We start from the raw sequence: 22,153 nt of genomic DNA, 5'->3' as shown, positions 1-22,153 counted from the left end.
AGGCTCTTTTTTTATGGGCTAAAATAATAGTGGTGATAGGCTAACGAGAAAGGATTCTTATGAAAACTAAATGTAAAAACCTAACCATTTGGATAACAGGTGCTTCCAGTGGCATTGGTGAAGCGCTATCCATTGAGTTTGCTAAGCGCGGTGCGACGATTATTTTAAGTGGTCGTAACAAAGAAAAATTAGAAGCCGTGAAAGCACGCTGTAAAAAGTCAGACAAACATATCGTTATGCCTTTTGATGTTGCTGATGCTGAGCAAGCGAAAGAAGCCTATCGATCTATTAAAACACAAGCAGGAAAAATTGATTGGCTCATTAATAATGCAGGTATTAGTCAACGCTCACTAATCATGGAAACGACTGAGGAAGTTGAGCGTCAATTAATGGAAATAGATTACTTTGCACAAACTCGTCTGGCCAGACTGGTATTACCGGATATGATTGCGCAAAATGGCGGTAAGGTAGTAATGATATCCAGTATAGCTGGCCTACTCGGTTCGCAGTACCGCGGAGCATATGGTGCTGCCAAAGCGGCTATCCACATGTGGGCAAACAGTCTACGTGCTGAGTTGCACGATCAAGGGATAGAGGTGGCAACGGTATTTCCCGGATTTATCCAAACCAATGTCTCTATTAATGCTTTAACGGGCGATGGTACGGCGCAAGGTACGATGGATGATGCTACCAATAAGGGCTTAACCGCCAAGGCATTTGCTAAGCAAGTCAGCAAAGCATTAATAAAAGGTGAAGAATATATTATTATCGGTGGTCAAAAAGAAAAGCTCGCGATGATGGTTAATCGATTATCGCCACCCAAGCTCTATAAAATGATTCGTGCAGCGCAAGTAAAATAGTAAAATAGTAAAATTAAATAGTTAAGTTGAATAATTAGCATCGAGCTCATCATATTTATGATGAGCTATTAGGGGTAAGCGCTGTAGAATAGACAGTATATATTTGCCATTATATTCACTATCTACTTTGTGTCCCCTACTTTATATAAATGAACCTTATGAAAAATTTAAATCAGCTCTCAAATTATAATTTATCTATGAATATCATTAATAATAAAACCATGCTTGGTACCATTGCCGTTGCTACACTTCTGAGTCTAAGCGCTTGCCAACAATCGCCAGATTATAACAATCTAAGCGGTGAAACGATGGGTACCAGCTACCATATTAGTTATCAGTTACCCAAAGGTGCTGATGAGATCGCCATACAAGCTGCGATTGATGAGCGCTTACAACAGATTAATGACAGCATGTCGACCTATCAGTCGGACGCTACTATCTCTAAATTCAATCGCTTAGCGAAAGACACACCAATTACTATCGATGCTGATTTTAGCCATGTGTTAGCGGTCTCACGGCAAGTGTATGAGCAATCGAGTGGTGCATTTGACCCTACCGTTATGCCATTAATAGAAACGTGGGGCTTTGGTAGCACGATGACCGTTGAGCGTTTGCAAAGTCCGCCAAGCGCTACTGAAATAGCTCAAGCGCTGGCCTTAGTTGACTTTGAGGGAGTGGTTCAAAAAGACAATACCATTTATAAAACCAAAGATGGCATTGGGCTAGATTTTTCAGCGGTCGCCAAAGGGTATGGCGTCGATGTCATCGCTGATGTGCTCAAAAACAACTATAAAATTCGTAATTATATGGTTGAGATTGGTGGTGAAGTGGCGACCTCTGGCGTCAGCAGTCAGCAGCAACCGTGGCAAATCGCCATCGATGCGCCAATTGAAGGCAGCACTGTTAGTGAGCGCCAAACAATTGCAGCTATCCGCCAACCGATAAACAACGGCAATAAAATGTATCTGGCGACATCTGGCAACTATCGCAATTCAGTGGTATTTGACGGTAAGCACTATAGCCACACGATTGATCCTACGACAGGTGAGCCTATCGCAGGTGGCGCACCGTCAGTGACTGTTGTTGCAGAATCAGTGGCACATGCCGATGCGTGGGCAACCGCATTGACCGCAATGCCTTATGAACAAGCGTTAGCAAGCGCCGAGAAGCATAATATCGCTGCGTTATTCATCATACTTACTGATGGTGTCGATCTGAATGCTGCTAATAGTAAAGAGGATTGGCAAATCGTGGAAACCCTTGCTATGCAAAAACTGCGCGCGGATAAAAAATCCTAAGCCTACGTCAGAAACCTAAGATATCATTGGGATATCAAACGCTTAAAGCAAAAATTTGTTATACTATAAGCCAGTCATCATCAAAAATGACTGGCTCACTTTTAGACACGAGGTTTCCCCATGCTTAGCCAACTACTGCCCATGCTTGCTATCACCTTTACCGTATTCATGCTGTTTTTTATCTTCATGGGTATAGGTATGATTCAAAAAAAGCCGCTTAGAGGCTCTTGTGGCGGTGTTGCTAAACTGATGGGTAATGAGAAATGCTCTTACTGTGGTGATGACCCCAATAAGTGCGACTCTATCGCTGAAGAATACCAAGCAAATGCACTAAAGGCAGCTCAATTAGGTAAGTCGGTATAAACACTGCATTAGTTACCATACGCTGGTAGTATTTACCCATCATTTGTTCTTATAATAGCGTCAAGTGTTTTGAAAGCGACTGGCGCTATTTTTGATTATACTAGGCAACTCTTTGTTCCAAAACTTTCAAAGTAACTACTTATATATTGTCTATGATATATTGTGTTCTACCCTGCTCAATAGGGCATCAACCTCTTATTTCTTGCGCTCTGCAAGTGTTTTCCAGTTCAAATTTATAATTTCAATCACCGTCTAGGTGAGTTTTCTTCGGTGTTATTTTGCAAGCGGCAATTCTTAGTCGCTCTCTAATGACGTGTTATTTTTCTTATTCTAATAATAGTCGTGCTGCTATGTCTACCTCTGCTAATGTACCATCCAAACCCTCGTCGAATAACTCGCAAGCGTTTAATCTCCCTTCTTCAAAATTTACTTTTTGGCTAGTGCTTTGTGCCATGATTTTGCTGGGCGCCAATATGCGGGCGCCGATTGTCGCGCTCGGCTCTATTGCGCCAGTGGTACAAGACGCCCTTAATATCTCTCAAACCCAAATCGGCTGGCTGGGTGCAGTACCGATGCTAAGCTTTGCCGTTGGGGCACTTATCTCTCCGACGATTGGCAAGCGTTTTGGTCTTGAGAATACCTTAATTGCAATGATTGCACTGCTGACCTTTGGCATGATTATCCGTACGGTTATTCCGACTTGGATTGGGTTTTTGAGTGGCACGGTTATACTTACCTTAGCCATTGGCTTTGCCAATACTTTAGCTGCGCCAGTGATTAAGCAACGTACGCCCAAGCATATTCCGCTCATTACGGGACTGTTCAGTCTGACCATGACGGTGAGCGCAGGTATAGTAGCCGGTGTGGTACTGCCGCTATCTGAATATGTTGGCTGGCAGTGGGCACTTGGCGGTTGGTCATTCTTAGGACTCTTTGCGATCATTATTTGGGTGTTTTTACGTCTGCGTTTGGGTTCGTCCAATCATCAGCCCGTCATCCCTATTCCGTCAGGATCTGCAAATATCTCAATGTGGCGGACACCATTTGCTTGGCAGATTGCTATTTTTATGGGCTTGCAGTCGTTGTTATTTTATACCGTCGCCAGTTTTTTACCGTCTATTTGGCTGAGTAAAGGCCTGTCTGCGGTTAGCGCTGGACAAATGGCTTCGGTGTTTCAATTTATGGCGCCAGTGGCTATTTTAAGCTTAACTTGGTTGGTCAATCGTGGTCGCCCTATTCAAGCATTGGCGGTATTTGCGGCTGTTTTAAACGTTATTGGCGTGTTGGGCATTACCTATTTGTCCACTGATTTGGCATGGTTATGGTCAGGAATCATGGGTCTTGGTTGCTCAGCGATTTTTACCTTGAGTATGATGCTGTTCTCATTGCGGACTTATACGACCAATCAATCAAGCGAGCTATCGGGTATGGCGCAAGCAGTCGGTTACATCATTGCTTTTTTTGGTCCACTCGGTACTGGCTGGTTACATGAGGCGACGGGCAATTGGGACTTACCGCTATTAATCATGCTGATTTTAATGATTATCAACGTGGCTATTGCTTGGCTGGTCAGTCGTCCGGTGATGGTCGATGGTAAAAAGATTTAATAGCTTATTTAATAAAGATTGCTAAGAGTGCGATAAATATCTTAGGCGGGTTAGGCATTCACAATTAGACACTGTTGAATATCTAACTCGCCTTTTTATTTTGCTACACTGGTTTGATTGTAAATAGGACAGCACTATCATGATAAATACCTCTTCTTATTTGGCTAAATACTTCCCTACTTCTTTATCTAAATCTTTAATAATGGTGGCAGCATTAAGCGTTGCCGTTGTGGTGAGTGGTTGTCAAAAAGAGCCTGAAACCAATACGGCTAACGATAGCGCTCAAGCCACTAGCACGCAAACTAACGAAGTCCAAACAACACAATCTGAGCAAACGACTACTTCAGTTGAACAGCAGCAAGCGCCATTAACGATACTGGCATTGGGCGACTCGCTAACTGAAGGTCTTGGCGTCGATAATGATGATAACTATCCCGCTCAACTAGAAGCACGCTTAAAAGAGCTTGGCTATAAAGATGTCAAAGTAGTCAATTCAGGCTTAAGTGGTGAAACCAGTACAGGCTTGGTCAATCGACTAAACTGGGTATTGCAGACTAAACCTGATATTACGATTTTAACCGTTGGCGCTAATGATGCCATTCGTGGTATTGATGTGGCAACGGTCGAGGCCAATATTCGTACCGCTGTTAAACGTCTACAAGATGGTGGCAGCGAAGTTATTTTGGGTGGCATGCAGATTTATGACAACCTTGGCTCTGACTATGTAGAGTCGTTTGCCGCGATATATCCAAGAGTGGCGAAAGACATGAACGTGACGCTGATTCCGTTCTTTTTAGACGGGGTTGGCGGTGATCCTAAGCTTAACCAAGCCGATGCGATTCATCCGACCAAAGAGGGTTATACCATTATCGTTGATGATAATATTCTACCAATTTTACAGCCTGAGCTTGAGAAGCTAGAAGCAAATTCAAAAGCATCATCGACAGGCACGCCTACTGAGACTGCGCAATGAACCCTTTATCTTCAGACCTAGATTCAGCTACAACTATCACGCCCGCTTCAAAACCATCAGCACTACTAACTGCTATAAAACTGAATAAAACCGTGCAAGTCGGTGAGCAAAAGCTGTCCATCATCAAAGACGTAGATATACATGTCAATGCTGGCGAGTTTGTGGTAATTATGGGCAAATCTGGCTCTGGTAAGTCTACTCTATTAGGCTTATTAGCAGCGCTAGATTATCCTGATAGCGGCAGCGTTGAGCTGGCAGGTCAAATATTAAGCAGCCTTGATGAAGATGCCTTAGCTGTTATTCGTCAGCGCGATATGGGTTTTGTCTTTCAATCGTTTCATCTATTACCGACATTGACGGTAGCTGAAAATATTGCTTTCCCTCTTGATATTGCCCGCCGTCCAAATAAGGCGCGGGTAAATGAGCTGATTGCAGCGGTTGATTTGGGACATAGGCGCGATAGCTTACCCAATCAACTATCAGGTGGTGAGCAGCAGCGTACCGCCGTTGCGCGTGCGTTGGTTTCGCAGCCAAAAATCGTCTTTGCGGATGAGCCAACCGGTAACTTAGATGAGCAAAATGCCAATCAAGTGATGCAACTCTTATTAGATTTACGCCAGCAAGTTGGTTCCGCATTGGTCGTCGTCACCCATGATGCCGCGCTGGCTGAGATGGCAGATCGAGTGATTACCATGCATGATGGGCGGATTATTTCTTAATGAATAACTTGATGAATAACAAGCAAACAGACAACCATTCACCGAACAATACAACTGATACTAGCATGACAAAAGAGTCTGATTATACTGGCGGTGCTATACAGAATTTATTTAAGCGCATCTTAGGTTTACAAGGATTGGGCGCGCAAGCGTTAAGCCGTAGCTGGTGGCAGCGCTGGATATATCCAGTCTTATTCTTACTGACTTTAACCTTATCACTTGCAACCTACCTCACACTTGATTCTATTCAGCAGTCAGTTGATACCTATATTAATGACAATCAGCGTGCCTTGGTTGGAGGCGATTTAATATTAAATAGTCAGCAAGACTGGCCAAGCGAAGTTTTGGCACAGGTAAAGACGATCGCTGATACGCAAACAGTGTATGACTATCAATTTACCGCGATGGTGGTGACCGATGAGCAAACCTTGCTTACCAGCGTCAAAGCCGTCTCTCCCGCTTATCCGTTATATGGGGAAGCCGAGCTTGCTTCAGGACAGCCTTTATGGGAGCAATTAACGTCTAATAATGTCGTCGTCGCGCCTGAAGTATTGAACGGCTTAAACGCTAACGTCGGTGACCAAATCACCATTGGTGATGCTGAGTTTACTATTAGTGATGTGCTGACCAAAGAACCTGACCGTCCGTTGACCGCCTTTGGCTTTGGCGGGCGGGTTTTGATGCACCAAGATGCATTAGAGGCAACCAATCTATTAGGTGAGCGTAGCCGCATCAACTATCGTATTGAGCTGGCAGGTGAGCCAGAATTAATGGCTGAGCAGTATGATAAGCTAACGCAAATATTGACCAATTATCCTGATATCGAATTATCAGATGCAGAATCTGCGGATACTTCTGTCTCGCGTATCTCTGATAATGTTTTAATGTTTTTAAAGTTATTGGTTATTGCAGTGCTGTTGTTATCAGCGGTAGCGATGTATGGCGTTATCACCGCGTTTGTGACCAAGCAGCAGTCTAGCAATGCGATTCGCTTAGCTCTAGGTGAACCTCTTGGCTCTCTGAAACGTAGCTACTATCAGCTACTCATTGTAACGACTATCATTGCTTGTATCGCTGCGATTATCGTCAGTTTTGGCTTACTCAAAGTTGGTCAGCCATATCTTGCGGCTATATTGCCAGCGGATGTTGGTTTAGCTATCAATCCTATCAGCGCCATTAAAACCATTGTTATCGCTTTAGTGCTGACGTTGCTTATCGCACAGCGTGGCTTAAGTACGCTTAGTACGACCAAACCTGCCACATTGCTTAGCCAAGGTGCGAGCCAGCAAGTACAAAATATGCCTTGGTATCGACGCTTGCCGCTATTATGGTATGGGCTAATGCTCACAGGGCTTTATGCGTTTTTTGCTTATGAAGTAAATTCTTTCATACTAGGTGCTCAGCTACTGCTAGGACTTACCGTCTTCGTCGCGATATTTTGGCTATTGGCACGCGGATGGTTATGGCTGCTAACTAAGTTTGCTAAGTATTCTAAAATTAGTTGGATGCAACGAATTGCTATTCATAACCTTGCGCGTAAAGGCAATCAGTCAGCATTGTTCTTTGTTACTTTATCGCTATCAGTCGCAGTCTTGACCCTGATTACCACGCTCAATCATAGTATTAATGCGCAGTTTATTAATGCTTATCCTGAAGATGCGCCCAATTTATTTTTGCTAGATATTCAAAGTGACCAGCACGACGAGATTGATAATATTATTGGTACACCAGTGAGCTACTACCCTGTCATTCGTGCCCGTGTAGTGACCGCTAATAATGTGCCTGTACAAGATATCGAGCCTGCTGATGGTTTTGATGATCCTGCGCGCGTCTTTAATTTAAGCTATGCCGATACGGTGATGGATACCGAGTTTATTACTGATGCTGTCGAAGACAAGCAGCTTTACGCACCTATCAATGTGCAAAACCAAACTGCAAATGAGCAAAACTCAGTACAACAGTCGGTTCAAACATCAGAGCAAACAATAGCACCGATGTCTATTTTAGATACTGCTGCCAGCTTGCTAAACGTCGGCATGGGTGATCAAATTCGGTTTAATATTCAAGGTATTGAAATCGTCGGGCAAATCACCAGTATTCGCTCGCGCTATGAGCAAGGACCCAGCCCCTACTTTTACTTCTTATTTGAGCCAGCAGTTCTCTCCACTGCCCCGCAAATCCAATTTGCCACTGCGCATGTAGCCGCCGATGATATTCCAGACTTGCAAGGTAAACTGGTACGCCAATTTCCAGCAGTGACGACTATCGATGGCACAGCAATCGCGCAGCAGATTCAGGAGCTAGTCGTACAAATGAGTCGCTTGGTTTATGTCTTTACGCTACTGGCATTGCTGGCAGGTATCATGGTATTGATTAGCTCATTATTATCTACTTCGCAAGACCGCATGCAAGAAAGTGCCTCATTTAGGCTGCTCGGGATGCAAAAGCGTGACTTATATATGCTTAATATCTTAGAGCTTGGCATACTTGGCATTAGTGCCGCCTTATTTGCGGTCATTATCGCCAACATCGGTGCATGGGCTGCGATTACCCAATGGTTTAACTTGCAGTTTAGTGTGTCATGGGCAAGCTTGGGTATTGGCGGTGTGGCGTTAGTCGTATTGCTATTTGCCATTGCCATTGTTTATGTACGATTGGTGATTGGGCGCGGGATTATGGCTAGAGTAAGGGCGATGGTTTAGGGGGTTAAATCTTTCTTATTATTGCTTAAAACTTTCAAATTTAGGTTAGCTTGAGCATTATTTAGCTTAAGCTAACCTATTTTTTAGTTTAGTATTAAGGTTTTTAAATTTTGCTATTTGCTATCCTTGTTTTTAAATGATAAATTCCATATCACTTTACGACATTTTATATTCTCTTATCACCCTTTATAACAGCACGGTAACCTTATGAAATTCTCAAAATTTGGTCAAAAATTTACCCAGCCTACTGGTATCTCACAATTGATGGACGATCTTGGCGATGCGCTAAAAAGCGATCAGCCTATCAATATGCTGGGCGGTGGTAATCCTGCCAAAATTGAAGCGGTCAACGAGTTGTTTTTAGAGACTTACAAGGCGCTTGGCAATGATAATGATACGGGTGAAGCCAATAGTAGCGCTATTATCAGTATGGCAAACTACTCCAACCCACAAGGTGATGCCGCCTTTATCGATGCGTTAGTCGGCTTCTTTAATCGTCATTATGATTGGAATCTGACGGCAGAAAATATCGCCCTAACCAATGGCTCACAGAATGCCTTTTTCTACTTGTTTAATTTATTTGGCGGTGCCTTCCTTAATGAGCACAGTCAAGACGAACAAAATCAGTCGGTAGATAAATCGATTTTACTACCATTGACCCCTGAGTATATTGGCTATAGTGACGTCCATGTTGAGGGTCAGCATTTTGCCGCAGTGTTGCCGCATATTGATGAAGTGACGCATGATGGCGAAGAAGGGTTTTTTAAATATCGCGTCGATTTTGAAGCGTTAGAGAATTTACCCGCGCTAAAAGAAGGTCGTATTGGTGCGATTTGCTGCTCACGTCCGACCAATCCTACTGGCAACGTGCTGACTGATGAGGAAATGGCGCATTTGGCCGAGCTTGCCAAGCGTTATGATATACCGTTGATTATTGACAATGCTTACGGCATGCCGTTTCCTAATATCATTTATTCTGATGCCCATCTCACTTGGGATGACAATACCATTCTCTGCTTTAGTCTGTCTAAAATTGGCCTGCCTGGTATGCGTACGGGGATTATCGTCGCAGCGCCCAAAGTCATTGCAGCTGTTAGTGCCATGAATGCCGTCGTTAATCTCGCGCCTACGCGTTTTGGTGCTGCGATTGCCACGCCACTAGTCAAGAACGACCGCATCAAGCAGCTATCAGATAATGAAATTAAGCCATTTTATCAGCAACAAGCCACGTTAGCTGTAAAGCTTTTAAAAGAAGCGTTGGGCGATTATCCACTAGCAATTCATAAGCCTGAAGGTGCGATTTTCTTATGGTTATGGTTTAAAGACTTGCCGATTACGACCGTTGAGCTATATGAGCGCCTCAAAGAAAAAGGCACGCTCATTGTGCCAAGTAAACACTTTTTCCCTGGTGTCGATGTCAGTGACTACCAACATGCGCATGAATGCATCCGTATGAGCATTGCTGCTGATGAGCAAACGCTGGTTGATGGTATTCGAGTGATTGGTGAAGTGGTGCGCGAGTTATATGACGGGAAATAAGCTAGCACCAATACTCAGTTAGGCACTTATCGTTGTTTTAATAACCGAGTTGGCTTGTTAACTACTGATTGAAAAGTCTTTGTCCACATAGTAAGTCCATAAAGCAGATACGAAAGCATGCAGGTATTAATCAAATCATGGATACTGGCTTTTAATTCTGCGCTTTCCATCCCTGACATACCTAGCTCGGTAATTGTTTGGCGGTTATCTAAATACTCGCCTAACAAAGCGATACAAGTCACCAGAATTAAAGCAATAGATGCTCTGACACTATATTTTTTAAAAATTGGACGCATTAGGATTAAGCTTAATAGATAAACGCTAATGCCGACATAGATATGTAAGGCATCTTTGTCTAAGCCTGTAGCAGCGACGACGCCGTTCTTGAAAATGTAAAAATCCACTGTGTATTCCACATATAAAAGAGAGTAGGAAATAATTAATAATACAATAAGAATAAAAAAGGTAGATTAAGCATTTGTTAACCTACCCTACAGCTGAATCAAATTTTTTATTTGTGCTTATCTAAATATCCCAATCCACAAAGTTCTTTAACAGCTGCAAACCCGCGGTATGGCTTTTTTCTGGATGGAATTGAGTCGCAAATAAGTTATCTTGCAAAATACTAGCACAAAACGGCTGCCCATAATCACAAACAGCCGCTACTTGTGTGTTATCTGCTGGCTCGCAGTAGTAGCTGTGCACAAAATAAAAGTACGCATTGTCCTTAATACCGTTCCATAATGGATGAGCAAAATCCATACCGTTAATGGTGTTCCAACCCATATGTGGTACTTTTATTTGGTCACCTTTGGCATCTTTCCATTCCGGATTAAAGGCAGGCACTGAACCCTCTAAAATACCGAGACAAGGCGTGCCACCATTTTCGTCAGACTGCTCAAATAACGCTTGCATACCAACACAGATGGCCATGACAGGCTTATTAAATATCGCCTGCCGTATGACCTCATCAATACCTGCTTCATGCATGCCAGCGATACAATCACGCATCGCACCAACACCGGGGAAAAATATTTTATCGGCAGCAGAGACGACTTTAGGGTCACTGGTAATAGAGACTTCCGCACCGACCGCTGATAGTGCTTTGCTAGCAGAGTGCAAATTACCCATGCCATAATCCAATAGTGCAATTTTGGTGGCTCTACTCATCTAGAACGCCTCTTTAGTCGATGGTAGCGTATTTAATGCACGCTCATCATACTCGCATGCCATACGTAGGGCACGGGCAAAGGCTTTAAAGGTAGATTCAATTTGGTGATGGCTGTTTTTACCTTTTATATTGTCTAAATGCACCGTCATCCAAGAATGATTGACGAAGCCATAGAAGAACTCACTGAATAAATCGACATCAAAAGTACCAACATGTGAGCGCGTAAATGGAATGTCCATATGTAAACCAGGACGGCCTGATAAATCAACCACTGCGCGGGTAAGCGCTTCATCGAGTGGCGCATAAAAGTGCCCATAACGACGGATGCCTTTTTTATCGCCCAATGCTTTATTGAACGCTTGACCTAGCGTAATGCCTGTATCTTCGACACTATGGTGATCGTCAATAAAAGTATCGCCGTTACATTTGATATCTAGGTCAAACAGACCATGACGCTTGATTTGGTCAATCATATGATCTAAAAATGGTACGCCAGTATCGACAGTACCTTGACCGGTGCCATCAAGATTGACCGTACAAGTGACTTGGGTCTCAGCAGTGTTGCGCGTCACAGTCGCTATACGTGCAGCATGACCGTAAAGATTTTTAGCAGAGTTTTGGTCTTGAGATTGTTCAGTAGAATTGGCTGTCATGGCTACTCTCTATTCATTAAAAGCGGTCAATAAAATAGGGCGAAAAAGCGCCCAATACCTGTTCACTATCGTATAAATGATTTTATATATATATATAAATCTAAGAATGGGGGAAGTGTCTATGTCACCTACTAAAATGATCAGTATTGTCCATCAGAAGCACCGTCTACCTTCATCATAGCAAACCCTACCATTTACTGCCACGACCAAGCAGTAATCTACAGGAAAATTTGCACCATTCTGCTAAAATAGTGCATTCAGTATTATCAATCATTGCACTGTGCTCATTATGCCCATTACATTAAGTCACGCCATAGCAGATGACTAAATATCAGATGAATACTTAATAGGAAGCCACTATGCCTTTAGAAGCCATTGCCATTAACGACTTGCAGACCCCTCTCATCAAAAAACCTGCGCGTGAAAACGAATTAGCTGAGCGCTTGCAAGCATTGTATGATACCGATGACAGTCAACCTGATGGCGCCGAAGTATTGGCTATTATCGAGCAAGGCTTTAAGCGCGGTCAATATCTATATGTCGGTATGTTTAATGATAAGCCTATCGCGGCAGTTGGCTGTTTTGATGATGGACAAACCGATGCTAAGCGCCTGCAATATTTAACGGTACATCAACAAAATCGCGGTCGCGCGATTGATGCCAAGTTTATTAAACTGGTCTATGATGCTGAGGTTAAAAAAGGTGTTCGCCAGTTTGTGCCTGTAGATAGTGAGATTCATCGTATTATGAGCGAGTACGAACTATTGCAGGTTAAAGACTGACTTTAAGCTTAAATAGCTTAATTTTAATAAATAATCAGCTATTCTTAATCTTTTATAGCAGATAATACAAAAAAGTCTTGACAGTCACGCCTATATTTAGTTTAATAGCGCCTCAACGAAGACGGCTCGATAGCTCAGTCGGTAGAGCAACGGATTGAAAATCCGTGTGTCGGCAGTTCGAACCTGCCTCGAGCCACCATTTCGTTTAAGCATTCTAAAAAGCCCCAAACATAACTGTTTGGGGCTTTTTTTATGCCTGTAGTCTTTAAGTATTTGTTTTTGATAAAGTCGTTTCTATGATACTGGGTCTCTTAATAGCAGCTCACAAGGCTCACGATCATCTAAATCATAAATAGTTGCGTGATAGTCAACACCATATTGACCTTTAGAGAATACTACTTGATCACCTACTGATAAATAACAAGATTGACGCGCATCATAGATAAAATCATCAATGACAAACATCTCATCACGGTCGACGTCTTTGACTGTGTAAGTATTATCTTTGGCCGTATTATCAGCTAACAATGAGCGCTCAAACCAAGCACTATGAGCGCTATTAACACTTAGAAAAGCTATCGTCAATCCTAATAATATCAGCATTACTGTCCTAGATGACATTAGCTCGTCTGTAGCAAATCTATTCATTGTGACTTATCCCGTTTACTTTTTCTAGAGTCAATTTTGTAAGACCTGTTAATCTTGCATGGCGGTTTTTATAATATCTTAAACAACTACTGTCACTCATTCATAACACTTTTGTGCTGTTTTATGTGCCTGCCTGCTAAGTATACTAAAAGCTATAAACAGTGACAGCTAAAGAGTAAGAACCATGAGAGAGTTTAATTATGATTTAGATTATAAAAATTTGGACTTACGCGCTCAGCCCGAGCTGTATCGTGTCGGCCGCGGTGAGCAAGGTGTATTACTGGTAGAGCCTTATAAGTCTGAGATTCTGCCGCACTGGCGCTTTGCTACTCCTAATATTGCGCTTGAGAGCAGCGATATTATTTATCAGATGTTTTTAGATTATTTAGCTGCTGATGACTTTATCGGTGCTGATATGGCGCGAAAATTTATCCAAATGGGTTATACCCGCGCCCGCCGTTATGCCAATCATAAAGGTGGTAAGAAATATAAAGGCGCAGTCCCTGACGATAAAAAAGGGCAAAGCGGTGCTCATGGTCGTGAAGAGCTACCACGCCAAGAGGAAGACCCTATCAAAGCTGAGTCTGCACGTATCTTTAAAGAGAAATGGGATTATTGTCGTGAGAACGAAGACTATTTACGAATGAAAAAAGAGCATCGAGACCGCTATAAAGAGGTTGAGTAGTTGATATTCAACTCAGTTTAAAAGTGATGCATAGATTTTATGTTGTACTAGGGCGTGTCCTCATTTTGAAAATGGTGATAAAAATGAGATAAATTGTAGCCAAACTAGGAAAATAGCGCAGGCAATATCAGGATATTAACCAGCTGTTTGACGCAGCTTGGCAAGATTTAGCCATTTTCAGCCCATTTAATCGCTTTCGTTCAGGTTGAGGACACGCCCTAACTATGGTAAAAATTAGTTTTAGTGGTGTCTTATGCTATGGTAATAACGATTAAAGCTATTATTTAAAAAACAGATACAGTACTTCTAAATACCTTAACCCTAGATACAATCTCTAAGTACAATACTTCTAAATGGCGAGGAATAATGGATAAGCAACTTTTAATTTTTGATTTCGACGGTACCCTTATTGATAGTGTGCCAGATCTGGCGGACGCTATTAATATCATGCTCACCACGCTTGGCAAACAACCCTATTCTATCGATACCATCCGTAACTGGGTAGGTAATGGCTCGAAGGTACTGGTAGAGCGTGCCTTGGTTGGCAAAATAGAGGTTTTAGAGGGTGAATTAACTGAAGAAGCAGTTGGCCATGCTGAGCAAGTATTTTTTGATGCTTATAGCAAAATGGGTGACAGCAAAACTGTCGCCTATCCCGATGTCGATAGCGGACTAAAAAGACTACAGGCAGCAGGGTTTAAGCTGGCGTTAGTGACCAATAAGCCGATTCGTTTTGTACCCAAAATATTACAGTTTTTTGGCTGGCAAGACTTATTTAGTGAAGTGCTTGGCGGTGATAGTTTACCGGTCAAAAAACCAGATCCTGCCCCCCTATTACATGTCTGTGAAACTCTAAATATTAATCCAGCGCAAGCAATCATGATTGGTGACTCAAGAAACGATATCTTAGCGGGACAAAATGCCAATATGGATACGCTTGGATTGTCTTACGGCTACAACTATGGGCAAGATATTCGTGAGCTCAACCCTACCGAAGCCTTTGATGACTTTGCTTCTTTGGTTACCTACATTTTAAAAGACTAGGCTTTGAAGGACTTAAAGTTAATCAATTAATGACCTTTTAAATAAATATCTACTCTCACTAACTCATACTGCCTCAAGAGACTGTTTATATGACCGTACCTAGCGATATTGCTATTGCCCAAAGCGCGACCTTACAATCAATTACCCTTATCGCTGAAAAGCTTGGTTTATCGACAGTCAATATCGAACCTTACGGGCATTATAAGGCAAAGGTTAATCCAAACGATGTGTTTGCAATGCCCGCAAAAGCTAAGCACAGCAAATTGATATTGGTGACCGCCATTAACCCAACGCCAGCCGGTGAAGGTAAAACGACCGTTACTATTGGTCTGGCTGACGCCTTAAATCGCATTCATAAGCAGAAAAATAGTGGTGAGAGAACGGTAGTTGCTATCCGTGAACCGTCTATAGGACCAGTATTTGGGGTAAAAGGTGGCGCAGCGGGTGGCGGTTACGCGCAAGTACTGCCCATGGAAGATATTAATCTGCATTTTACAGGCGACTTTCATGCGATTGGAGCGGCAAACAATCTATTAGCGGCGCTGATAGACAATCATATTTATCAAGGTAATGCGCTAAATATAGATCCAAAACAAGTATTCTGGCGGCGCGCAGTAGATATGAATGACCGTCAACTGCGCAATATTATCAGTGGCATTGGTAAGACTACCGACGGCGTGATGCGCGAAGATGGCTTTGATATTACCGTTGCCTCTGAGGTGATGGCTATCTTTTGCTTAGCAACCGATTTAAGCGATTTAAAACAGCGTTTGGGCAATATATTAGTTGCTTTTAGCAAAGACAAACAGCCTGTCTATGCAAAAGATCTAAACGCACATGGGGCAATGGCAGTGCTGCTAAAAGAAGCCATTAAACCCAACCTTGTGCAGACGATTGAAGGCACGCCAGCTATCGTGCATGGTGGTCCGTTTGCTAATATCGCCCATGGTTGTAACTCTGTCATCGCAACCCGCGTTGCGATGCATTTGGCAGATTATACGCTCACTGAAGCAGGCTTTGGTGCAGACCTTGGCGCGCAGAAATTTTGTGATATTAAGTGTCGATTGTCAGGGCTCACGCCAGATGCTGCGGTTATCGTAGCGACCATTCGTGCGCTAAAATATAATGGCGGTGTTACTAAAGACAAACTCACTATTGAAAACCTGCCAGCGCTTGAGCAAGGTTTGCCAAACTTGATGAAGCATATCGAAAACATGCAAGAAGTGTATGGACTACCAGTGGTAGTCGCTATCAATCACTTTGTTAGTGATACCGATGCCGAAGTTGAGTTAGTACGACAAGCTTGTATTGAAAAAGGCGTAGACGTTGCCCTCACCCAAGTATGGGAAAAAGGTGGCGCTGGTGGTGAAGATTTGGCAAAAACTCTACTTAAACTGTTTGATGAAAGCGCTAAAAATAACAACGCCCAAGATGAAGACTCTCAAAATAGCAGTGCTCAAGATAATAGCAAGCAGCCTAGCCAATTTCGTTTGGCTTATGACAGTGAGGATAGTATCGCTGATAAAATCCGCACCGTTGCCCAGCGTATTTATGGGGCAGACGATATTGATATTAGCAGTGCAGCTCAAGCCAAAATACGCCGCTTAGAAACCTTAAATCTTGATAAGATGCCAATTTGTATCGCCAAAACCCAGTATTCGCTTAGTGATGATGCCAAACTACTGGGACGACCTACTGGTTTTAACATCCATGTGCGCGATATCAGCATCTCCTCGGGTGCAGGGTTTATCGTCGTGATTTGTGGCCCCATTATGAAAATGCCCGGTCTACCTAAACGCCCTTCAGCTGAGCATATTGATTTGGACGAAGCAGGAAATATTACTGGTCTTTTTTAACGTAAAAACGAATCACTTACTACGATAACTGAGCGCCTCAGACACGTGGGCACTAGTAATATCGATACTGTCAGCAAGGTCAGCAATCGTCCGTGCGACGCGTAATACTCGATGATAGCCACGAGCGGATAAATTTAGCCGTTGCTGAGCAAGCTGTAATAGCTGCTGTTCACCCTCACCCAACTGGATATATTTATCAATCTCACTAGGGCTAAGCTCATTATTGACCTTTTTCTGTCGTATTAATTGACGATTATGAGCCGCCGCTACCCGCACACGTACCTGCCCAGAGGTTTCCCCCGCCTGAGTATTTTGTAGGTCGGCAATCGGTAAGGCTGGTACGGTAATATGCAGATCAATGCGATCGAGCAGCGGTCCTGACAATTTATCTTGATAGCGCTTAATCTGCTCAGGTCGGCAGCGACAACGCCCTGAGCCATCACCATCATAACCACACGGGCAGGGGTTCATCGCTGCCACTAATTGAAAGTTTGCTGGAAAGGTCATTTGCGAGTTCGCACGACTAATGGTGATTTGCTTCGCCTCTAATGGTTGGCGCAACACCTCTAATACCGTACGGTCGAACTCCGGTAATTCATCGAGGAATAATACGCCTTTATTCGCAAGCGTAATCTCGCCAGGTTTCGGACGTGAACCGCCACCGACCAAAGCGACGGCAGATATCGTATGATGAACTTGTCTAAATGGACGTGTCCCATAGTCATAATCACTGTCTGCAACCGAATAGGTACTAGCGACCTCTAATGCATCTTCATCACTCAAATCCGGCAATATTGTCGGCAACCGTGAAGCCATCAAGGTTTTACCTGAACCAGGTGGCCCTGTAAATAGCAGTGAATGACCACCAGCGGCTGCAATTTCTAAGGCTCGCCGAGCATGGTGCTGACCTTTGACATCAGCTAGATCCACTTGATATCCAACATGCTGCTGCGTTGCACTGGGCTGCACTACCTCTAAACGCTCATCTAAAAGGCTAGAATCTGTTAATGACTGCAAGTGATTACAGACAGCCTTTAAGTTTTGCGCTGCCAATACGCTTACTCCATCAACACGGCTGGCCTCCGCCCCATTATTAATCGGTACTATTAATTGCGGTGTGGGCAGCGATAACTGCTGACCTTCATCCAGCTCTGATACATCATTTTCTGATACGGGCAATATTTTTAACGCTAATGCTTCAGCCTTCATCGCCCGTGCAACTGCTAAGCTCCCCGTTACTTGCCGAAGTTCGCCATTGAGCGCTAACTCACCGATAAACTCAAATCCTGATAACACTTCTGGGTCTAGTTGGTCACTGGCTGCCAAAATACCGATGGCAATAGGTAAATCAAGACGAGCCCCATCTTTAGGCAAATCTGCCGGTGCTAAATTAATCGTTAAACGTCGATTGGGGAACTGAAAACCAGAATTAAGAATTGCTGAGCGTACTCTATCCTTACTCTCACGTACCGCCGCTTCAGGCAAACCGACAATGGTCAATGCTGGCAACCCTTGTGACAGATGCACCTCAATAATCACCTTGGGCGCATGCAGTCCGACGACTGAGCGGGTATAGACTTGAGCAAATGACATGAGCCCTTCCTAATATAGAGATTTATCGATAATAGAGCATTATTAATGAGTGCGCAAATGTTGTGTTTCTATTTTTAGATTAATGACATCTTAACTTTCCTATCTAAATTTTATGATTCAGAGTTTTATGATTTAGATTATTAGAATTACTTTGCCTTCAATATATAATAAAAAAACACGTCGCTACTCAGACAAAAATTGGATACGCCTACCCTTTAACGCTGGTGAAATTGCTGTGCAAGCCGTTGGTAATAAGCTTCAACTAAGAGAATAAAATTAGCGTCATTTTTGATATTAATATAAAAGACTTTAGGGTAATCCTGAAGTCTTTTTTTGCTTAATGACAATACAACTTTATGGGTATATACCAAAACTCGCTGTCCATGCCACTATAACCAATGATTTGTTATACTACTTATTACCTATTTAAGCATTCAGGTTTAGGCTACTTAACGCTTGGCAAAGCAATTAATATTAAAGCGATTTATAGTAAAATCGCTACCAGCAAAGCCATTACTTAACTGTATAAAAAGCCATGCGCCAATCACGTAAAAATGGTTGTTTATACAGTCAAAACGAGGAATCTCGCATGTCAGAACCATTCGATATCAATAGCGCATCCCAAATCTCCGCCAATGCAAGCGAGCAGCCCACGACGGTGCGTCCCGTCACACAGCCAGATAACCCCTATGCCAGTATGCGTGGCAGCATTACCAGTAAGCATCTACCGGCATTCGATCAAGATATTATTAATAAGTATAATCGTTCAGGGCCGCGCTATACCTCCTACCCGACCGCTTTAGAATTTTCTCCAATGCCAGAAGGGCTTGAGACAAAAATTCTCCAAGAGCGCGAAGCTCATGCGCCATTATCGCTCTATTTCCATATCCCATTTTGCCGTCACCTTTGCTATTACTGTGCTTGTAATAAAATTATTACCAAAAAAAATAGTGATGCGGGCGACTATTTAGAATATCTTATTGCCGAAATTAAGCACAAACGTAGTTTATTAACGACAGTAGAAGACGGTAAAAAACCACTAGTCAAACAGCTGCATTTCGGTGGTGGTACGCCAACCTTTCTACAAGATAATGAATTGATACAACTTTGGGAATTCTTGCAGACCCAATTTGAATTTTTGCCTGAAGACCAAGGTGATTATTCTATTGAAATTGATCCTCGCGAGCTGAGTGGCGAGACACTAAAAGTGTTGCGTAATCTTGGCTTTAACCGTGTAAGCTTGGGCGTGCAAGATCTAGATGAGACCGTACAAATTGCAGTCAATCGGGTGCACTCAGCAGAATTAATTGAAAATGTGTTAGAAGAAGCGCGCGATTTAGGTTTTCATTCTATTAATGTCGATCTGATTTATGGGTTACCACATCAAACGCCTACGACTTTAGATAAAACAGTACGCCGTATTATTGAGATGTCACCCGATCGTCTATCGGTATTTAATTACGCGCATTTACCTGAGCGCTTTAAATCCCAAAAACAAATTAAAGAGGCAGACCTACCCACTCCAGCCGCCAAGCTTACGATGCTTGGTAATACCATAAACACCTTAACCGAAGCCGGTTATCAGTATATTGGTATTGACCACTTTGCCAAACCTGATGATGAGCTTGCCATTGCACAGCGCGAAGGTAAGTTACATCGTAATTTTCAGGGTTATACCATCATGGGCGATTGTGATTTATTGGGTTTTGGCGTGTCTTCAATCAGTCAAATTGCCAATGCCAATAGCAGCTATATCCTACAAAATCATACCGATTTGCAGGTGTATAAAGACAATATCGATGCGGCTCGCAATAATCCTACGGTGATGCCAGCCGTCAACGTGATTAAAACCTCTATCAAAGACCGCTTACGTGAATACGTGATTATGAATTTACTATGTCACGATTATATGGATTTTAGAGACATCAATCAGAAATTCGGTATCGATGCGATTACCTATTTTATTGATGAAATCCAACAACTGGGTCAAATGCAAGAAGACCGCTTGATTGATATGGATGCCGCTGGCATTCGAGTATTACCGAAAGGTCGCCTGTTAGGTCGTAATGTGGCTATGGTGTTTGATGAATATTTGGATAAAAAACATAAAAACCGCTTTTCAAAAGCTATTTAAATCATTAACTTTTGAGCCAAAACTCTCAACCATAAAAAAGACCTCAAGCGAGGTCTTTTTTTGTCTTACTATAAATGCCGTGCTCTATCATCTATTAGTAATGTCTACTCAGTAGGCATCACGATGTATAGTCGATTGGCATCTTCTATTGTTTTCTCTTTATCCAAATACTTTTGTTCAACCGTACTTTTTGAATGGATTATCTCAGAATCTGTCATCGCAAAATCGTCATCATTGAGTAAACCTAATGAGCCATCTTGACGTAACCATAAGCCTTCAAGTTTGTCATGCGGATAATCTAAAGTCGCGAGAACATCGACTACTAAAGTTTTTTTACTAGGCGTGATAGCTAGTTTCTCAAGTATTTTCCAGTTTTCTTCGTTCTCTGCAATCATTTGCTCAAGCGTTTGCCCATTGACTATTAAGCCAAGCGTGTCATCTTGCTTGACGTTTGCAGTATTCAAAACGTTTTCAATATCTGTTGCCTGCGAGAGGTCAATTTTATAAATGAGCTTTTGCGCCGATTTGTCTTGTAGCGGAAATTTGCGGTCATGCTCAATCAGATAAAACTCATGATTACTAAGCGCTACTATGCCAGAAGTCACGTGCTGTGCGTTATCCAATCGATATAAATACTGTGCTATTTGACCTGAAACTAAATTAATCGTTACGATGCGTACCAAACTAGAGATACGCCCTGACTTATCAGAATTATCCATAGAGGATTCCATGATACCGACTAGTGTGGTTTGGTCTGGCGTAATCGTTAATGCTTCCATACCACGATTGGCACGACGTTTGGTAAATTCTGTCGGTAACAAAACTGGCGTACCATCAACGATCACATTATTGCGCTCATCACTAACAAACGCATTGATACGCTCAATCTCCACCCCCTGCGCATTATAATGAACAAAATGAGGCCCATATTCATCACTGACCCAAAAGCTCCCATCGGTGAGGACAGCAAGTCCTTCGGGATCCAAACCCTTAATATCGGTTTTAATCGGATTACTCACTGCATCAAAAGGCAAATTGGGATTAACCGTCATCGGCTGACCATTGACATCATAAGGTACTTCATTGGTACCGCCAAAGGCTTTTGGATTCGGTAACCCAGAGATAGGATTGCCATTGCTATCTTTAAGGGCTGTCTCTTTTATCTTGATTATTTTGCCGTCAGCTTGCAATTCAAACAGTCCAATAGACGGTGTATGGTTTGGCACAAGAAACTGCTTACCTTTACCAGCAATCCCATCAAAGTCGGCATTGGGACCTCGATCAGTGAGGGCATAAAATTGATTAGTATGAGTTGGATGTGCAGCGGCATCTGAGCCGTAGCCGCCACCACGAATCTCTAGCTTGCATTCAGGGTAAGCGGCATTGATGTGCGTCGCATCAAGTATGTTATAAGGCAACGGGCTGCCTTGCGGGAAATTTTCTATTGTAATTATTGTAGTATCCAATTTTTGCTCGGTCATTGTTGTTTTCCTTATACCAGTATTTTTATTATTCAAAATTTATTA

The 22,153-nt window shown here is 42.7% G+C and carries 19 protein-coding genes and 1 tRNA gene; 14 read left to right on the top strand and 6 right to left on the bottom strand.

Annotated features, from left to right (window positions below):
* Nucleotides 1-59 precede the first annotated feature (59 nt).
* The 8 genes from WAZ74_RS13115 to WAZ74_RS13080 all read left to right on the top strand — a co-directional run bounded on the left by WAZ74_RS13115 (nucleotide 60) and on the right by WAZ74_RS13080 (nucleotide 10,061).
* The gene (locus tag WAZ74_RS13115; RefSeq protein WP_422308749.1) at nucleotides 60-860 is read left to right on the top strand and encodes an SDR family NAD(P)-dependent oxidoreductase; all 801 of its coding nucleotides are present in this window, start codon (nucleotides 60-62) and stop codon (nucleotides 858-860) included.
* Between the two features lie 197 nt (nucleotides 861-1,057).
* Entirely contained in the window at nucleotides 1,058-2,158 is a 1,101-nt protein-coding gene (locus tag WAZ74_RS13110) for an FAD:protein FMN transferase (RefSeq protein WP_422308757.1), read from the top strand.
* A gap of 120 nt (nucleotides 2,159-2,278) precedes the next feature.
* Nucleotides 2,279-2,521, top strand: a complete 243-nt coding sequence (nqrM, locus tag WAZ74_RS13105; RefSeq protein WP_422308748.1) for a (Na+)-NQR maturation NqrM — start codon at nucleotides 2,279-2,281, stop codon at nucleotides 2,519-2,521.
* Between the two features lie 308 nt (nucleotides 2,522-2,829).
* The gene (locus WAZ74_RS13100) at nucleotides 2,830-4,128 is read left to right on the top strand and encodes a CynX/NimT family MFS transporter (RefSeq protein WP_422308747.1); all 1,299 of its coding nucleotides are present in this window, start codon (nucleotides 2,830-2,832) and stop codon (nucleotides 4,126-4,128) included.
* Nucleotides 4,129-4,267: 139 nt separating this feature from the next.
* Nucleotides 4,268-5,101: an arylesterase gene (locus WAZ74_RS13095; RefSeq protein WP_422308746.1), complete on the top strand. Its 834-nt coding sequence runs from the start codon at nucleotides 4,268-4,270 to the stop codon at nucleotides 5,099-5,101.
* The gene (locus WAZ74_RS13090; RefSeq protein ID WP_422308745.1) at nucleotides 5,098-5,820 is read left to right on the top strand and encodes an ABC transporter ATP-binding protein; all 723 of its coding nucleotides are present in this window, start codon (nucleotides 5,098-5,100) and stop codon (nucleotides 5,818-5,820) included. Before WAZ74_RS13095 ends, WAZ74_RS13090 begins: the two co-directional genes overlap by 4 nt.
* A gap of 11 nt (nucleotides 5,821-5,831) precedes the next feature.
* Nucleotides 5,832-8,522 carry an ABC transporter permease gene (locus tag WAZ74_RS13085; protein WP_422308744.1) on the top strand — a complete coding sequence of 897 codons (2,691 nt, stop codon included), beginning with the start codon at nucleotides 5,832-5,834 and terminating at the stop codon, nucleotides 8,520-8,522.
* A gap of 207 nt (nucleotides 8,523-8,729) precedes the next feature.
* Nucleotides 8,730-10,061: a valine--pyruvate transaminase gene (locus tag WAZ74_RS13080; RefSeq protein WP_422308743.1), complete on the top strand. Its 1,332-nt coding sequence runs from the start codon at nucleotides 8,730-8,732 to the stop codon at nucleotides 10,059-10,061.
* Between the two features lie 26 nt (nucleotides 10,062-10,087).
* Here WAZ74_RS13080 and WAZ74_RS13075 read toward each other — a convergent pair whose 3' ends face one another.
* The 3 genes from WAZ74_RS13075 to hisB form a co-directional block, all read right to left on the bottom strand.
* Entirely contained in the window at nucleotides 10,088-10,465 is a 378-nt protein-coding gene (locus tag WAZ74_RS13075) for a hypothetical protein (RefSeq protein ID WP_422308742.1), read from the bottom strand.
* A 121-nt stretch (nucleotides 10,466-10,586) separates the two neighbouring features.
* Nucleotides 10,587-11,231: an imidazole glycerol phosphate synthase subunit HisH gene (gene hisH / locus WAZ74_RS13070; protein WP_422308741.1), complete on the bottom strand. Its 645-nt coding sequence runs from the start codon at nucleotides 11,229-11,231 to the stop codon at nucleotides 10,587-10,589.
* Entirely contained in the window at nucleotides 11,232-11,885 is a 654-nt protein-coding gene (hisB, locus tag WAZ74_RS13065) for an imidazoleglycerol-phosphate dehydratase HisB (protein ID WP_422308740.1), read from the bottom strand.
* Between the two features lie 359 nt (nucleotides 11,886-12,244).
* Between hisB and WAZ74_RS13060 the strand changes: the two genes are divergently transcribed.
* Together WAZ74_RS13060 and WAZ74_RS13055 are read left to right on the top strand one after the other, a co-directional pair.
* On the top strand, nucleotides 12,245-12,667 hold the full coding sequence (locus WAZ74_RS13060; protein WP_422308739.1) for a hypothetical protein: 423 nt from the start codon (nucleotides 12,245-12,247) through the stop codon (nucleotides 12,665-12,667).
* Between the two features lie 123 nt (nucleotides 12,668-12,790).
* Nucleotides 12,791-12,866: transfer RNA gene (locus tag WAZ74_RS13055), tRNA-Phe, on the top strand.
* A 95-nt stretch (nucleotides 12,867-12,961) separates the two neighbouring features.
* Here WAZ74_RS13055 and WAZ74_RS13050 read toward each other — a convergent pair.
* Nucleotides 12,962-13,270, bottom strand: coding sequence for a hypothetical protein (locus WAZ74_RS13050; RefSeq protein ID WP_422308738.1), 309 nt, complete (start codon nucleotides 13,268-13,270; stop codon nucleotides 12,962-12,964).
* A gap of 229 nt (nucleotides 13,271-13,499) precedes the next feature.
* Here WAZ74_RS13050 and WAZ74_RS13045 point away from each other — a divergent pair, with 229 nt between their 5' ends.
* From WAZ74_RS13045 to WAZ74_RS13035, 3 genes are all read left to right on the top strand, one after another.
* Nucleotides 13,500-14,000 (top strand): DUF4385 domain-containing protein, encoded by a 501-nt coding sequence (locus WAZ74_RS13045; protein WP_422308737.1) that lies wholly within the window; start codon nucleotides 13,500-13,502, stop codon nucleotides 13,998-14,000.
* Nucleotides 14,001-14,366: 366 nt separating this feature from the next.
* Nucleotides 14,367-15,044: a phosphoglycolate phosphatase gene (locus WAZ74_RS13040; protein WP_422308736.1), complete on the top strand. Its 678-nt coding sequence runs from the start codon at nucleotides 14,367-14,369 to the stop codon at nucleotides 15,042-15,044.
* An 89-nt stretch (nucleotides 15,045-15,133) separates the two neighbouring features.
* Complete coding sequence (locus WAZ74_RS13035; protein WP_422308735.1) at nucleotides 15,134-16,900, top strand: formate--tetrahydrofolate ligase; 1,767 nt, start codon at nucleotides 15,134-15,136, stop codon at nucleotides 16,898-16,900.
* Nucleotides 16,901-16,912: 12 nt separating this feature from the next.
* On the opposite strand, the gene WAZ74_RS13030 is transcribed toward WAZ74_RS13035, so the two are convergent.
* Entirely contained in the window at nucleotides 16,913-18,493 is a 1,581-nt protein-coding gene (locus WAZ74_RS13030; protein ID WP_422308734.1) for a YifB family Mg chelatase-like AAA ATPase, read from the bottom strand.
* A 589-nt stretch (nucleotides 18,494-19,082) separates the two neighbouring features.
* Between WAZ74_RS13030 and hemN the strand changes: the two genes are divergently transcribed.
* Nucleotides 19,083-20,627 carry an oxygen-independent coproporphyrinogen III oxidase gene (hemN, locus tag WAZ74_RS13025; RefSeq protein WP_422308733.1) on the top strand — a complete coding sequence of 515 codons (1,545 nt, stop codon included), beginning with the start codon at nucleotides 19,083-19,085 and terminating at the stop codon, nucleotides 20,625-20,627.
* A gap of 104 nt (nucleotides 20,628-20,731) precedes the next feature.
* Here hemN and WAZ74_RS13020 read toward each other — a convergent pair whose 3' ends face one another.
* Nucleotides 20,732-22,108, bottom strand: coding sequence for an esterase-like activity of phytase family protein (locus WAZ74_RS13020; RefSeq protein WP_422308732.1), 1,377 nt, complete (start codon nucleotides 22,106-22,108; stop codon nucleotides 20,732-20,734).
* Nucleotides 22,109-22,153: the final 45 nt, after the last annotated feature.

It is taken from the genome of Psychrobacter sp., assembly GCF_049295055.1.
GTDB lineage: Bacteria > Pseudomonadota > Gammaproteobacteria > Pseudomonadales > Moraxellaceae > Psychrobacter.
Note: the sequence above shows the minus strand (reverse complement) of the source record. Positions and strands in the feature narration are given on the sequence as shown.